The following is a 15,600-nucleotide window of genomic DNA, read 5'->3' as shown; positions in this document are numbered from 1 at the left end:
TAACATTAATAATGTAATAACGGTAACCGATTCAGATAAATTGCGTAATATAAAATACAAACCTAGTAACCTAATTGCTTGAGTCTATGATATCCTTTTCACCAATTCAGTTTGAAACGTTGAAATCCCGAGTATTGGCCAATGCGAATATCAGAAGCATTACTCCGGGAGATTGCAAGGCCCTTGCATTTCAAATATATTCAAAAACAAAATTAACCGTAAGCGAAACCACATTAAAACGGGTTTACGGTTTTGCATATAGTAAATTCAAGCCATCTCTGTTCACTATTGATGTTTTAGCTAAATTTTGTGACTACGAAGGCTGGGATGATTTTTGTGAACAGGAAAGCGTTCCTTCTGAAAGATCACAAAATGAACATGTTGATTGGAAAACCCTTGGTCAAAATGCGGCCAAGATCACCCACTTTACACTTCAGGCCTTAAAAAACCGTTCAGGTATCCCTTTTGGCCAAACCATCCGCCGCAAATTCATCGACGATCATTTTGATGAATTTTTAAGAGGCGATTACACTGCAACCGTATTCGCCGCCCCTTCGGGCTATGGAAAAACTATTGGTCTTTGCCACTGGATAGACGAAAAATTAGAATCAGACAGCAACGATATCATCCTGTTTTTTAGCAGTAGCGCCTTAATGAACGTTTTTTTAAGCGGCCGCGACCTGAACGACTGGCTGCTGGCTTTGCTGGGCTACTCACATGAAGAAGATATTGAAGCCTTATTTGACATCAATAAACGTAACGATGGCAAGTTTTATCTTATTATTGATGGCTTTGATGAACATATGTTTAAAAATGACCAGTTTGAACTGGTGCTGACGCAGTTGATGGATATATTTTCTTTCTATCAGTCGCACGAATGGTTTAAGCTCATTTTAACCATGCGCTCGGCTAACTGGATCAATAACAAACACAATATGGAGTTTGGGCTTAAAAACTGGTTTACCGGTTTTATAACAGATCATGACCTCACTACCAATGTACCTTTATTCAATATCCAGGAGATCAAAGAACTGAGCCGCAAAATAAATCCCGATGTTCAGAATCTGATCGCCATTGATGTGGCCAACAATTTCAACCATCCGCTATACTTCCAATTCTATTATAAACAGAACAAGAACAACTTTTCGCTCAATAACATTGACCACATCTGTATATATGAGCTCATTTCCATATTTATACTGAACAAGGTTTACCTGGGCCACTATGCTACAGAAAAGATTCTGCTGTTAAAAGGGCTGGTTGATGAGATGGATTTTCAGGCCGGTATATATGAGCTGGATAAATTTAAATGCAACGATTTGCTTAAACAATACAGCCATGCCTATAACGAATTGTTAAGCATTGGCTTTTTACGCGAAGTGAACTCCAGTAACGACTTCCAGTTTAAGACTATGGTTCAGTTCGGCAACAATAACTTCCTGGAATTTACCATAGCCCGCAAACTACTTTTAGATAACAATCAACGCTTTGATCTGCAGCTGATCAAACTAATCAACAATGCATTTAATGACAGTGAGCATAAGCTACCTGTTATTAAGTGGTGTGTGATACATGCTGTTAAAAACGGGCAGCAGGAAAGCTTTGAACTTTTAGCACAAATCAGTCTTAACCCTAAAGAAAAATCGGAGTTGATCATTTTTTTAGGCGATTTGCTCCAGCGAGTCTGCTTTGGGTCAACCAATGCTGAAGCTACCGCCAACTATTTTAAGCAGGATTGCAGCGACGGACTTTTTTATTACTTTTTTGGATTAGAGCTAATTAATACCGATTACAAAAAAGCATTGCAAACTTTATTAAAGTTTGAACTGTCTGATCATAAAAAGGTACTTACTTATACCGCCCTGGCTACTATAGCCGTACTTCAGTTGGACATGAAACAATTGGAGGATTACCTGGCGAAGCTAAAAAGTTTCCCACAGCATGATTTCCATCAATTCGCAATCAATCCATTACATTGCCTCAATGCTATTTATCAGTACCTAAAATATGGCATGATCAGGAAAGATTTCTTTGCCGAGATCACCCGCTTCTATTTTAATCCGCCAAAACAAAACGAAAACATACATAGCAGAAAAGCTAATGAGCTTATTTTCCTGCTATCGGCTTACTCCACTTTCATTTGTCTTAAACCACACAAAACATTAAGATTTGTGAACGCGCTTCATACCATTGATAAAGGCAGTGCCGAAACATCATTCTCCTATAATTTCTTTTTAAAGATAGCCGAGTCTGACGCTTATTTTTTACTGGATAACCAAACCGAACTGTTAAAAAACAGTAATGAAATTTCTGCATCCTATAAACGGGAAGAGTATTTATTTACTCCGTTTATGAGATCATTATTTTACGGGCTTAAAATAAAAAACACCATTTCGAACAATGATTATTCAACCATTAATGGTTATTTGAATTGTCTTAACCAGGTGTCTGATGAGTCTGGGAACAAATTATCAAAGCTATTTATATATGCCAGCATTCTGAATAACGAGGCTCTGCTGAATCTCGACCCGCAATTGTATAAACAGATATCCTACAACTATACCCGCCTGTTACGCGAATGTGGTTTAAGTGCTGATGTGTTTATAAAGCCTAAAAGCGAAGCTCTGGCGGTTAAAGTAAAGGTTAATAACTAAAGCTATGCATTTGAAGTAATCATTTTACTTTCAAACTTTCGCGTACTTTTTTCACTTCCAACGCAGTAACCAAGCTGCTGTTGTTTCCAAAATTATTGCGGATATAGGTGAGCACCTGGGCTATCTGATCATCGCTAAGAAAATTATGCGGGGGCATCACACTATTATAAGGTACATTTTTAACCTTCACTGGACCTTGCAAACCATTAAGCAATACTTTAATAGCAGGCTCCTTCATCATGTATTTGCCTCCGGTAACCCACTCCGATCCGCTAAGCGGCGGAAAAAGGTTACCATCGCCTTTGCCGTTTTTTTGATGACAGTTGGCACAATAAGTAGCATATAGTTTGGCCCCACCCGTTAACATACCGCTCATCAGGTTGTTACGTGTTTCATCAGGCGTTTTAAAACTCGGTAGCTTTTTTCTTAATTCCATTTTAGCCAGTTGGGCGATTGTGAACTTGGTTTTATCGCCCTGGTAAAATATGCGCCATACCCTCCCCTTCTCGGTATCACTTATATATAAGGAACCGTCGGGTCCCTGCGATATACCCATAGGCCGGCAAACCGCATCGCTCACACTTACTATAGTATTATGCCCGGCAAAACCATCGGCGAATATCTCCCACGGTCCGGCAGGTTTACCTCCTTTAAAAGGCACAAAGCAAATAAAGAACCCTGCCTGCGGATAAGGTGACCTGTTGGTAGATCCATGAAAAGCGATAAATGCCCCGTTCTTATACCTTGTCGGGAATTGGTTACCCGTATAAAACAACAGATCATTAGGAGCCCAATGTGCCGGAAAGCCGATCAAGGGTTGGGCATATTTGGCGCCATCACCTGCTTTTTTACCATCGCCCCCATACTCGGGATTCAGGAGTTTCTTCTTTTTAATAGGGTCATAATAATAGTATGGCCAACCTACATCCGTACCTTCTTTAATTTTCAAAAACTCTTCGGCAGGCAGCACCGCGCTTTGCCAGGGAGTAAATTGTTTAGGGAACTGCAAACGAAAGTCATCACGCCCGTGTGCCGCTACATATAAACAGTTATCGGCTGTATTCCAATCCATAGCCACTACACTCCGCAGTCCGGTAGCATAGCGTTTGCCATCTGCCTGTAGCTGGTTAGGTTTATCTTCATCAAACTGCCATATGCCCCCATACTCATTCAACAACGGGCAACCAGTTATCCCCATAGAACCGGGCACCCGGTTTTGCTCCTGGCAGGCGTTTGAGGGCGCGCCAAAAGCCACATACATATGCCCTTTGTTATCAAAAGCAAGTGGTTTGGCATCATGTTCCTGCGGTGGATGTACATCATGAACGATCAGTTCCGGCTTACCATCGGGCACCAGAGTATTGGGATTGAGTTTCATCCGATATACATTGATCTCGGAACTGAAATAAAGATATCCTTTATGCACCCGCATCGCCGTGCCATAGCTTCCCTTATCTTCATAATCAGCGAATTTTTTGATGATATCGGCTTTACCATCATGATTGGTATCCCGCATGGCCACGTTGCCGCCTATGGAATCAGGAAAGCGGAGTTTTACATATACATCACCATTATCATTCACCGCCAGATGACGGGCCCGCCCGGCAAGGCTATCCACTACTACCACAGCTTTAAAATGGCCGGGCAGAAACAGCCCTCCGTTGTTTTTATCGGCAATGGGTAAAGTGTCCTTATTTCCGGCGATGGTAAAACTGATGATAAAAAACGCGGCAATAGCCGTCAAAAATAAAATGGCGCGGTTTTTCATTAGATAAGTCGAAAGGTTGATGTACCAGCTACAACGAATTTTATCCTACAAATGTTTAACTAATGATGTGTTTTTTGTTAATGGATAAATAGCCGTAATCTAAATATCACAATTGATGTGGCGCTTTTTTATCAGCGCTTTTCTTTTTAAAATCCTCATAACTATTTCTGATATATATAATTAGATCATAATCGCTCATGGTATTCAGCTGTTGTAAAGTGGGCGCATAATCAACCCTGAAATCATCAATTTCATTAGTCTTAACAGGGACAACATTTTTTATCAATGAATCATTAAAGCGCTGGGTAATTTCATAGGCGGTTATTTCCCGTTTGGCAAAGCGGTTAAACCGTCGGGCTTGTTTAACCTCGCTCTTAAAATTTTCATATATAAAGGTCATCGGTTTTAAAAACAGGTAATAATAATGTGGCGTGCCGGTATAAAAGACGCTCTTTTTGCGATACCCCTTCTGGGTTTCGCGTAACTCTTTAATGAGCGAGTTCTCTTTGATTACCACTTCGGCCAGCTCGATAACAGGCTGCAGGTAGATGATTTTATCGGAAAAATCGCTTACAACCAACTCCAGAGTTAAGTAATTAGCATTGGAGAACTGCAAAGTATCATTCAGTAAAGCAACAATACTAAATACACCTTCTGTATTTGATCTCGCGGTAATACGGCTGCGCTTATTCAAAACCTGCACATCCGCTAATCTTATAGTAACGCCACTTTTAAGCACCAGGCCCTGTAGCGTTTTAGCCGCCTGCGCTTTAACATCATTAGATGGTGTTAAATAAATAATGAACAAAAATATCAGGATTTCAGGATTCATTGGCACTCCTAAAATTAGCGCAACTAACTGGCAATTACTTATTTTTAACTCTTTTTAACAACTCACATTAAGTTAAGAAGATTCGTAAACCCCATCGAGGTTAAAGCTTTGTAGAAAAATTACAGTTTCAAAACCAGTGCGGTAGGTACTATACTCAGGTTGCATACCTACGGCATGCTAAATACTTATACCTTGTTTGCTACAAAGCTTTTACTCCTACGGAGTAGCTTAGCATAATGACATGCCGCAATCAGGGCTAATTTCCTTAATCATCGAGATTAGCAAATAGTGCAAATAAATATGCTATCTTATCTTTGTAAAAAATCACGAACAGCTATGCCTGCATCCTCCTCCGAAAAAAATAAATTGGGTTTATGGACCAGCACCTCCCTGGTAGTTGGTAATATGATCGGTGCGGGCGTATTCCTGATGCCCGCCGCTATGGCCTCCTATGGTAGTATCGGCCTATTGGGTTGGGTGTTTTCGGCGGTGGGATCTTACTTTTTGGCCAAGGTTTTCAGTAACCTGAGCAAGTTGTTGCCGCACGCAACGGGCGGACCCTACGCTTATACCCGCAATGGCTTGGGCGATTTTGCCGGTTTCCTGGTAGCCTGGGGTTATTATCTGGCTGTAGCCTGCGCCAACGCGGCCATTACCATATCGTTTGTGAGTGCGCTGAGCACCTTTTTCCCGGTGCTGGCATCCAGTGCCGTTACTGCCATAGCTACAGGTTTATGTACCATTTGGCTGCTTACCTATATTAATACCCGTGGTGTAGTAACCGGCGGTAAGGTTCAGCTGGTTACTACTATATTAAAAGTAACACCGCTGATATTGGTAGCTATAGGCGGCTTATTTTTTATCCAGGCCAAAAACTTTTCGCCTTTTAATGGCAGCAGCACTACTATATATGGAGCTTTAAACGCAACAGCCACCATGACCATGTTTGCCTTTATTGGTATTGAAAGTGCCACGGTACCTGCAGGCAGTGTGGCCAATCCCGAGAAAACCATTCCCCGGGCCACTTTGCTGGGTTTGCTAATCGCCACATTGGTGTATGTACTGAGCAGTTTTAGTGTGATCGGCGTTATCCCTGCGGCAGCTTTAAAACATTCGGTTACTCCTTTTGCCGATGCAGCCGTAGTGATATATGGCAGCAATGCCCGCTATTGGGTGAGCGCCGGTATAGCCATTGCCGCCTTTGGCTCCCTCAACGGCTGGACTTTGTTACAAGGCCAGATGCCCTTTGCCATTGCCAGCGACAAACTATTCCCCGCCGTTTTTGCCCGTAAAAACAAAAAAGGAGTACCCTATGTGGGTATTTTGGTAAGCAGCGCGATGGTATCGCTTTTTATGAGCATGAATTATACTAAGGGGCTGGTAGAGCAATTCCGATTTCTATTACTGCTGTCCTTATTATCTATCCTGATCCCTTACCTGCTTTCGGCAGCATCATACCTGATCATCCGTGTAAAGCAGAAACAGGTTGACGGCTTAACCGGCGCGGTGATACTGGCCATTTTGGCTTTTGGCTATGCCTTATGGACCATTGCCGGTACCGGTAAAGAAGCTGTTTATTATGGTTTTTTATTGCTGATGGCCAGCATACCTTTTTATGTATGGGTGGCTTATAAAAAGAATAGCGGGAATTGAGTTGGCAGTGGGCAGTTTGCGTTATCTAATTTTTAACTATAAACAACATGTCATTGCGAGGAGGAACGACGAAGCAATCTCATCGCATACTTAAACGCGAAGAGATTGCCACGCTGCGCTCGCAATGACATGGAGGGTTGGAATTACTTAAAACTCACGACTTGGTGCTTAAAACTCAGTACTTGCCCCCCCTCCCCTATTTCTCGTTCGACATAGAGTAAGGTACATCTTCGGCTTTGATACCGCGCTGTTTATTGGGCGTTGCCGACATATCAAAATTGAGCTCGGCGCCGCCTAACAGGGCTTTATGACTTAGCCAGTTAAAATCGTAAGGCTTACCATTCACGGTTAAGCTGTTCACATATTTGTTATCGGCATTGTTTTTTGGTGCGTTGATGGTAATGGTTTTACCGTTCTCCAATTTTATAGTGAGCTTTTTAAACAATGGGGTACCCAGCACATACTGATCGCTGGCAGGCGTTACCGGATAAAAACCCATGGCCGAAAATATATACCACGCCGATGTTTGGCCGTTATCCTCATCACCGCAGTAACCATCGGAGGTAGCTTTGTACAGCTTATTCATGGTTTCGCGTGCCCAGTATTGGGTTTTCCAGGGTTCGCCGGCATAGTTATACAGGTATATCATGTGCTGGATAGGCTGGTTACCATGCGCGTACTGGCCCATGTTGGCGATCTGCATTTCGCGGATCTCATGGATCACGCCACCATAATAACTATCGTCAAAAACAGGAGGCAATGAAAATACAGAATCGAGCTTAGCTACGAATTGTGGTTTGCCACCTACCAGGTTTATCAGGCCTTGTATATCATGGAAAACGCCCCAGGTATAGTGCCAGCTATTGCCTTCAGTAAAGGCATCGCCCCATTTAAACGGATTGAATGGTGTTTGGAACGAACCATCTTTATTTTTACCACGCATCAGTTTGGTGGATGGGTCAAACAGGTTGCGGTAGTTTTGGCTGCGCTTTTTGTAGATATCAGTTTCAGATGCCGGTTTGCCCAGGGCTTTGCCTAATTTATAGATGGCAAAATCGTCATAAGCATACTCCAGCGTGCGGGCGGCGTTCTCGTTAATCTTTACATCATAAGGTACATAGCCCAGGGTGTTGTAATATTCCACGCCCCTACGGCCCGTGGCGTTTGGCCCCTCGTTGTTGGCGCCATGTTTTAACGCTTCGTAAAGCGAATTGATATCATAACCACGCAGACCTTTCAGGTACGCTTCGGCTACTACCGATGCGGAGTTGTTACCAATCATACAATCGGCATAACCCGGGCTCGACCACTCGGGTAGCCAACCACCTTCTTTGTAAGAATTCACCAGGCCCTCCTGCATTTCTTTATTCATGGATGGATAAACCAGGTTGAGGAATGGGTACAGCGCCCTAAAAGTATCCCAGAAACCTGTACCTGCAAAATAGTAGCCCGGCAATACTTTGCCATTTACAGGGCTGTAATGCACGGTTTGGCCTTTAGCATCAACCTCATACATGCGGTTAGGGAAGAAAAGCATACGGTACAAGCTGGAATAAAAAGTACGGGTCTGATCGATCGTACCACCTTCTGGCGTTAAATGGCTTAAGGTTTTGTTCCAAACAGCTTTTCCCTTTTGGCAGGTAACATCAAAACTATCGGTACCCAGCTCGCGCTTCAGGTTAAGTTCAGCTTGTTCGGTGCTGATATAGGATGAGGCTACACGCAGATGTACCTGCTCGCCTTTTTTAGTTTTAAAGCTGATAACTGCGCCTGCATGATTGCCGGTATATTCCAACGAGCCATCTTTTTGGTTATCGTGCCAGGTTGATGACACTTCAAAAGGTTTATCAATATAAATAACAAAATAGTTTTTAAAATTGGCTGGTACAGCACCGCTGTTTTTGGTACTGTAACCGATGATCTTGCGTTCGCCGGGGATAATTTTCACGTACGATCCTTTATCAAAAGCATCGATCACAATGTGTGAGCTATCGCTTTGCGGGAAAGTAAACCTGAAGCTGGCAGCGCGCTCGGTTGGTGTAAGCTCGGTGGTTACATCATAGTCGGCCAGGTATACGCTGTAATAATAAGGCTTTGTGATCTCGGCTTTGTGCGAGAACCAGCTTCCGCGCTGCATATCATTCAGTTTAAGCTTGCCTGTTTCCGGGAATATGGAAAACATGCCATAATCATTCATCCATGGTGATGGCTGGTGCGTTTGCTTAAAGCCCCGTATTTTAGTGGCATCATAGGTGTACTGCCAGCCGTCGCCCATTTTACCGGTTTGCGGGGTCCAGAAATTCATACCCCAGGGCAGCGCAATAGCGGGATAAGTATTCCCGTTGGAAAGCGCCGGGTTTGATGAGGTGCCCATTAAAGGGTTAATATAATCAACAGGAGTAATGGGTGGAGTAGTTTGCTGAGCAATAGTTGCTATGGGTAGAAGGGCAAACACCAATGGGAATAATTTTTTCATTATTAATTTTTAGATGGGCGCTTTTGCTAGTTTGCTAAAACGTTTAATCAAGCTATGCAATATACAGCAGAATTCAATAATTTATTGTGATACGGTAATATTTTTTGATAGGGCTTACGGGTTTACAGGTAAACATATACGATGTGTTTATATGGGCTGAATATGAGTATACAGTACCCACAAAGCAAGTACTGTATACTAAATGCATTTCAATTATTAAAAACACTGGCTTACAGCTTTTTATAATAGATCAACTCCCCAGCTTCGCCATTTGCAGCTAATTGTGAAGGGATAAACTGGGTGATCACCAGCGCGGCTTGTCCGCCAACGGTTAAAGCAGTAATAGTTGGGTTGGCAAATGCCTGGCTGCCACCATCGGTATGGATGCTCAGCTTATCGGCATTGCCGGTTTGATAATCATACAGGTAACAGCGCCAGGTACCAAAATCGCCTTTAGCGCCCTGTCCTTCAATCAATCCAAAATTAAAGTTCTGGAATTTCAGGTAGCCGTCCCGGTCGCCGATGTTACCGTGCACACCCCAGTATAAAATGGCATTATCAATTTGGGGCTGGGCACTGGCAGTCCACGATGTCCAGGTGGTAGTACCACGTGCCTGACGATCAACATCGCAGTTTGACCAGTAATGGAAACCTACATCCACAGAAGTACTGCTGGCTGAATAAATATTGGGCGTACCCTCCGCACAAGTTGATAAAGTATGCGGAGCTTCGAATGTTTTGGCTACTGCGCCGTTCTGCAGATCTGTCCAGCTGTTAAAATAGCTGAATTTTAGGTGGTTGTTGGGTTCCTGCTCCCAAACCATTACAAAACCACCGGTTGAGGTAGCAGCAATAGTAGGCTGCGATGCGCCACCGTTGTTACTGCCTGCCAACTCGCGGATCCAGGTCCAGTGCAACAGATCGGTTGATGATGCCACATTAGTTTTAAAGGTACCGTTGATCATGGTATGATAAACCCCAATGTACCCGCCCGATGGATTGGCAATGATCTTGAGGCAATCCATGGTTTCGCCTGTATTGTCTTTAGCATTGTAAATTTTACCATCGGCGGTGGTCACATTTTCAACAATGCTGCGCAGGGCAGCCCTGGGTGCATCAGATGGTGGCGCAGCGGCCACTTTCTGTATGCTGTCTTTTTGTTTGTCGGCCGCGGTATTGTTGCTCTTTTGACAGGATGCCAATACCAGCAGCATAAGCATGCTTTTAATCATCATGGTGTGTGTTTTCATAGGTGGTTAATTTTGGTTTATAGATAATTGGTTAATTTTCTGTTACCATTTCAAATCAACCTTAATACCATCTGGGCTGTTGCCAAAACCCAGGTAAAGGGTATTTGACGATGCATCCCATGATGTTTTCACATCGCTGATATTTTGGCCTGTGCTATCGATTACCTTGGTTTCCTTAGGTTGCGCGGGTAACAGCACACGTACACTATTTAATGTTTTTGCCGGACTTTTAGCTACAAACGAATAACTGCTGCCCTGCCTGTTTTCGTTATAAATTCTTGATGCCGATGCCAGTACCTGCGGTAGCTTTTTATTGGGCACACGGTTCACTACATATAATAAGGACTGCTCACCGGGGTTCACTACTTTTTCATTCAGTACCGGCAATTGCGGATCGAACAGATCGATCACCGGACCTTTGATAGTGTAAGGCTTGCTGTCGGCATTCTCGTCCATTACGGATACTACATCATACGGACCACGTTCCAGGTACAGGCTATTTTTAAATGTCAGCTCACCGGCTTTGGCCTTTTGCTCGTAGGCTTGTTTTACGGTGCTGATGTAGTTATCATCTTTGCCAGCTTCCAGCACATACTCTTTAGGATTTTGCCTTAATACATAAACCGAGCCTTTGCCTACTTTAAACTCCTGCTCATCTTTTGTTGGATTGATGCCCAGCAGCTTGAACAAATGCTGCGATGGCGCGGTAAATTTATTACCCTTGGTATCCCACCATTCCATAACCGACTGATACGGATCATCATCCCTGCCGCAATAGATCAAAACACCGCCCTGTTTTACCCAGTTGGCAAGATAAGTATGTACCGCTGCCGATACTGGCTTCATGTTGGAATAACTCATCACCAGTACCTTGATGTTTTTTAACGATGCCGGGTATTCCAGGTTTTCCATATGCACAGTTTGAACAGGTACGCCACGTTTCAACAAGGGCAGCGTTTGACCGTAAAAGTTGGAAAACTGCGGATCTTCAAAACCATTATGCGTTGGGAAGCGCTGAAACATCAATGTATTGCTCATCAGCACACCAATACCATTTACACCCGATACTCTGTTGGTGGATACCGGCATGCTGTTCAATGCGTTCACCATGATCTGCATCTGGGTGGAATAAAACTGCGGGATCAGCGTCTTTTGGTCAGTGCCTGCAACTTTGTATGGATGGGTGTAGATACGCTCGGGCCATGGCATCACCTCGTAATCGGCAACCATGGGATATAGCAATTTGGCGGTGAAGGTAGCCTGGTAATTACGTTTGTAATCGCTCCAGTCGCGCGGCCAATCCTCAATAGGGTCGGTCAGGAAAAATACTTTACGACCGGTTGGCGCGGTCATCGAAACTACCGAGCCATACTCCAGGAAAGCATTCTCGAACACACGCTCTTTACGCTGTCCATTAAAAAATGTTGGCTCGCGCGAAGTGCCCGTCCATACCTGCGCAATGTAACCATCAATACCCGGCAGCGACGCCAGGCTGGCTTCCGGGCTCACAATTTGCCACGACGAATAGTTCACCAGCGAGTGGGTAGCTATAAATACTTTAATATTTAACCCTTTGCTTTTTCCATAGGCTTTGGCATAGTTGGATACCTCTTTGATGGTTTCAAAGTACAGGTGATATTTTAATTTGCTCGACAGGTAGGTATTCTCCGCAGAAGCATCCTGCGGTTTCCAGGGGAAGCCATAATACTTTTGCCATTGCTCTTTAAAACCCGCGCTGTATCCGGCACGTGCCCAAAACTCGGGCTCCTCTAAAAAGATGTTGGTAATACCCGCGTTGATCACTTTTTTTACCACCGCGGTTTTCATGTATTCGATGAACGAAGCATCGGGCACTACATAGGGCATGTCCTTACCGTGAAAGATGGTATCGCCCTTAATAGTTACCTGGCCTACGCCCAGGTGGTTTTTGCCATCCCATTTTCCTAAAAAATAATCTTTATAGTCGCCCCAGGCTATGCCGGTCATAAAATTTACCTGGTAGCCATGGTCGCGCCATGATTGTACGCGCTGTTCAAAGGTTAAACCCGGGCGGTCATTGGCGCCATAAACAATGGCGATGTCTGACCGTACATCGATCTCTGGAATCCAGGGGCTGCTTGTCTGGAAAGCCGTTTTCTCCGGCAGTTTAACCGGGTTTGATTTTTGCGCATAACCCGCGAGCGATAATGCGATGAGGAAACTGGAAAACAGAATGTTTTTCATAGATATTATTTGTAGTCCTTTCTAAAATAAACGGAAGGACCTAATATCCTTCCGTTTTAATATATGACAAAATTTAAGGAACGGTTACCGTTTTAACGTCGGTATAATTATAATAATTTAACCCGTATGATATCCTGGCACCTACCCTCACAAAGTACTGGCGTTTGCCCGGCAGCGGACCGCCAATGGTAGTAACACTTAAAGTTTTACCTACCGACGTGCTGGCATCCGAGCCGCTAAGTTTTGGTGTATACCGGTTATCATAATTATTGTTTCCCACGTATTTGTTTGAATTAATAAACACTGCTATATCACTTATATCCTGCTGAAAATTGGGATCGCTGGTACCGCGGGTAATTTTAAAGCTAGTGGTGATGGTACCATCGGCGTTAACAACCGGGTCGCCAACAAAATCGATCCTTAAAAATGGTTCTACCGAAAAATTTACCGTAGTTACATCTTTCACATCCACCGTCTGGCTTTTATCCACAATGGTTTTGCCGTTATTATCCACCTGCACCATCGGCACAAAAGGGCCTTCGGCCGAGATCACATTTTTTCCCGCGAAGAGTTTGGTATTATTATAGGTACCATCCTGGTACGAGGATATATAAAAAGGTGTAGGGTTACTGCTCCAGCTTATTTCCAATAGTTTTATCCTGGTGCCCGAGCCCTGTTCGGTTTGTATGCTTTTACCGGTAACGGCATCAGATACCACCCCTTTTAAGGTTACATCGGGCGCGGCATAATTATCAACCTTTTTGCACGAGCTGCCTGCTGCAACCAATACACTTAACGCTATGCTATAAAATATTTTTTTCATCTCTCTTAAAATTAATAACCCGGATTTTGAATTAAATTCTGACTCTTCTGTATCTCGCCCTGCGGAATTTGCTCATAGTACCAGCGCACATCAAAAGTATAGCGGCTGTTGCGCTCATCTAAACGGGCATCAAAAAAGTACTTGCCGTCGTTGGCCGAGTAAAATGGCATCAGCGTACGGTAAATGGTACTGTTTTGTTCCTTATCAATCACACGCCAGCGGCGCAGGTCCCACCAGGTTTTGTTTTCAAAGCCAAGTTCTTTTTTCCTTTCGGTACGCACTACATTAATATCGCTCAGGTCGGTTGGGCTCAGCAGCAGGTTGGCACCGGCCCTTTCACGAATCTGGTTAATGGCGGTAAACGCGTCCTGTAAATAGCTCTTATCATTCTGGCCCAAAGCATTCAACTCCACTGCGGCTTCGGCCCGGTTTAACAGTACTTCGGCATAACGCATTTCCAGCCAGGTTTGGTCAGACCGGTTTTCCAGCACTTCTGATGTTGGTTTATCGGGTACCAGGTTTTTGCGGATCGAGAAGCCCGATACGGAGCAAGTTCCGTCGCCGGTAAAATAACCGCTTAAGCCGGCGGGGTTCATGGTTGTTCCATTTGGTAAAGTGTAGGGTGTCTGGCTCGCGTTTGATGATTGTACCATATGATCGGTAGGATAATGCGCGGTTGAACCAGCCGGCAACAGCGGACTGATACCACCTGTTGAACTGCCGGTATAAATACCACGGCGGATCTCGATGCTTACCCCTTTAAATACATCGCCCGGCAAAATAACGGTAGCTCGCAATCTTGGTTCGGCATTGGCAAACAGATCCATAGTATTGGTGTACAGATCATATTTACCACCGGTTGTAGTTTTAATGGTACCATCGGCATTTTTAGGGATACCATCAAACATCTCCACAAAGTTCAGTGTAGGGTTAATTTCCGAAGAGTACCCATTAGCGCCCATCAACTGGCGGGGCACATTGTAGGCATCATAACCGTGTACCGACTCGGGGTAATGATACTGGCGTACAAACACATTCTCGGGACTGGTGGCATCAAAAAACAGGTTCACATAATTTTGATACTGCGCGTTCTTATCGCCCGCGGCCCATGCTTTTTTGTACAGACTGTATTTACCATCAAGCAATGCAGCGGCATCATAAGCAGCTTTAAAATAGGTAACCGCTTTAGCCGCCGGTATACCGCAAAGCCTGTTGCCGCCGGCATCGGTAAGGTTAATACTATTGTATTTGGCGATGGAGCCCGCATACAACATGGCACGCGATTTAAAACCGGCGGCCACATATTTATTGGCCCGGCCTACCTGGTTGCTCTCGCCCAAATTGGCATAAGCATAATCCAGATCGGTGGATATAAAGTCATAAACCTTTTCTTCTGATGAACGTGGAATTTTTAATTCATCGATGCTTTGTGCCGGATATTGTAATACTTTATCTACAATGGGCACACCACCATAACGTTTCACCAGGGCAAAATAGGTGGCGGCTCGCAAAAAGCGGGCCTCGCCCAGCCATGCGCTTACCTGTGCAGGCGTAAAGTTCGACGAATATTTAGGCAGCGTTTCAGCAAAATAGTTGGCATCCCTAATCAGCGTATAGGCGTCGCCCCAGTAACCAAAGGTTTCCTGTGTGGCGCTGTTCTGGTCGCGGCTCAGGCCCTCGCCACTGATACAGCTGAATGGACTGATGATCCAGAAAAAGTTTAATCCCCGGGTTGGTGAATACCTGAAATCCTCGATAGGCAATTCGGCGTACATACGGGCCATGTAGGCCTGTATACCGGCACTGTTACTAAAAACGTCATCGTCTTTAACGATACTTGGCGGCAACGTATCGAGCTTTTTGCATGCCGACGTCCAGCAAAGCAAAACAGCAAATATGATATATGTGTATTTTTTCATGA

Annotated in this window: 9 protein-coding genes; 2 read left to right on the top strand and 7 right to left on the bottom strand. The window is 44.1% G+C overall.

The annotated features are described in order from the left end of the window. The first annotated feature begins 119 nt into the window (after window positions 1–119). Window positions 120–2,654 (top strand): hypothetical protein, encoded by a 2,535-nt coding sequence (locus tag ACTJKG_RS24785; RefSeq protein ID WP_440740689.1) that lies wholly within the window; start codon window positions 120–122, stop codon window positions 2,652–2,654. A 19-nt stretch (window positions 2,655–2,673) separates the two neighbouring features. Here the strand turns inward: ACTJKG_RS24785 and ACTJKG_RS24780 are convergent, their stop codons facing one another. Both ACTJKG_RS24780 and ACTJKG_RS24775 read right to left on the bottom strand, forming a co-directional pair. Next, window positions 2,674–4,422, bottom strand: a complete 1,749-nt coding sequence (locus ACTJKG_RS24780; RefSeq protein ID WP_172338163.1) for a c-type cytochrome — start codon at window positions 4,420–4,422, stop codon at window positions 2,674–2,676. Between the two features lie 106 nt (window positions 4,423–4,528). Then, window positions 4,529–5,254, bottom strand: a complete 726-nt coding sequence (locus ACTJKG_RS24775) for a hypothetical protein (protein WP_440740688.1) — start codon at window positions 5,252–5,254, stop codon at window positions 4,529–4,531. Window positions 5,255–5,590: 336 nt separating this feature from the next. Between ACTJKG_RS24775 and ACTJKG_RS24770 the strand changes: the two genes are divergently transcribed. Continuing rightward, window positions 5,591–6,907: an amino acid permease gene (locus ACTJKG_RS24770; RefSeq protein ID WP_172338161.1), complete on the top strand. Its 1,317-nt coding sequence runs from the start codon at window positions 5,591–5,593 to the stop codon at window positions 6,905–6,907. Window positions 6,908–7,103: 196 nt separating this feature from the next. Here ACTJKG_RS24770 and ACTJKG_RS24765 read toward each other — a convergent pair whose 3' ends face one another. The 5 genes from ACTJKG_RS24765 to ACTJKG_RS24745 all read right to left on the bottom strand — a co-directional run bounded on the left by ACTJKG_RS24765 (window position 7,104) and on the right by ACTJKG_RS24745 (window position 15,598). Beyond that, window positions 7,104–9,383, bottom strand: a complete 2,280-nt coding sequence (locus ACTJKG_RS24765) for a GH92 family glycosyl hydrolase (protein WP_440740687.1) — start codon at window positions 9,381–9,383, stop codon at window positions 7,104–7,106. Window positions 9,384–9,613: 230 nt separating this feature from the next. After that, window positions 9,614–10,633 carry a hypothetical protein gene (locus ACTJKG_RS24760; protein ID WP_440740686.1) on the bottom strand — a complete coding sequence of 340 codons (1,020 nt, stop codon included), beginning with the start codon at window positions 10,631–10,633 and terminating at the stop codon, window positions 9,614–9,616. 42 nt (window positions 10,634–10,675) lie between these two features. Then, the gene (locus tag ACTJKG_RS24755; RefSeq protein WP_440740685.1) at window positions 10,676–12,856 is read right to left on the bottom strand and encodes a hypothetical protein; all 2,181 of its coding nucleotides are present in this window, start codon (window positions 12,854–12,856) and stop codon (window positions 10,676–10,678) included. A gap of 73 nt (window positions 12,857–12,929) precedes the next feature. Further along, a complete protein-coding gene (locus ACTJKG_RS24750; RefSeq protein ID WP_440740684.1) occupies window positions 12,930–13,679 on the bottom strand; it encodes a DUF3823 domain-containing protein in 750 nt (249 codons plus the stop codon). 11 nt (window positions 13,680–13,690) lie between these two features. Next, entirely contained in the window at window positions 13,691–15,598 is a 1,908-nt protein-coding gene (locus ACTJKG_RS24745) for a RagB/SusD family nutrient uptake outer membrane protein (protein ID WP_440740683.1), read from the bottom strand. Window positions 15,599–15,600 lie beyond the last annotated feature (2 nt).

Origin of the sequence: Mucilaginibacter sp. 22184 (assembly GCF_052045695.1) — a bacterium.
GTDB lineage: Bacteria > Bacteroidota > Bacteroidia > Sphingobacteriales > Sphingobacteriaceae > Mucilaginibacter.
Note: the sequence above shows the minus strand (reverse complement) of the source record. Positions and strands in the feature narration are given on the sequence as shown.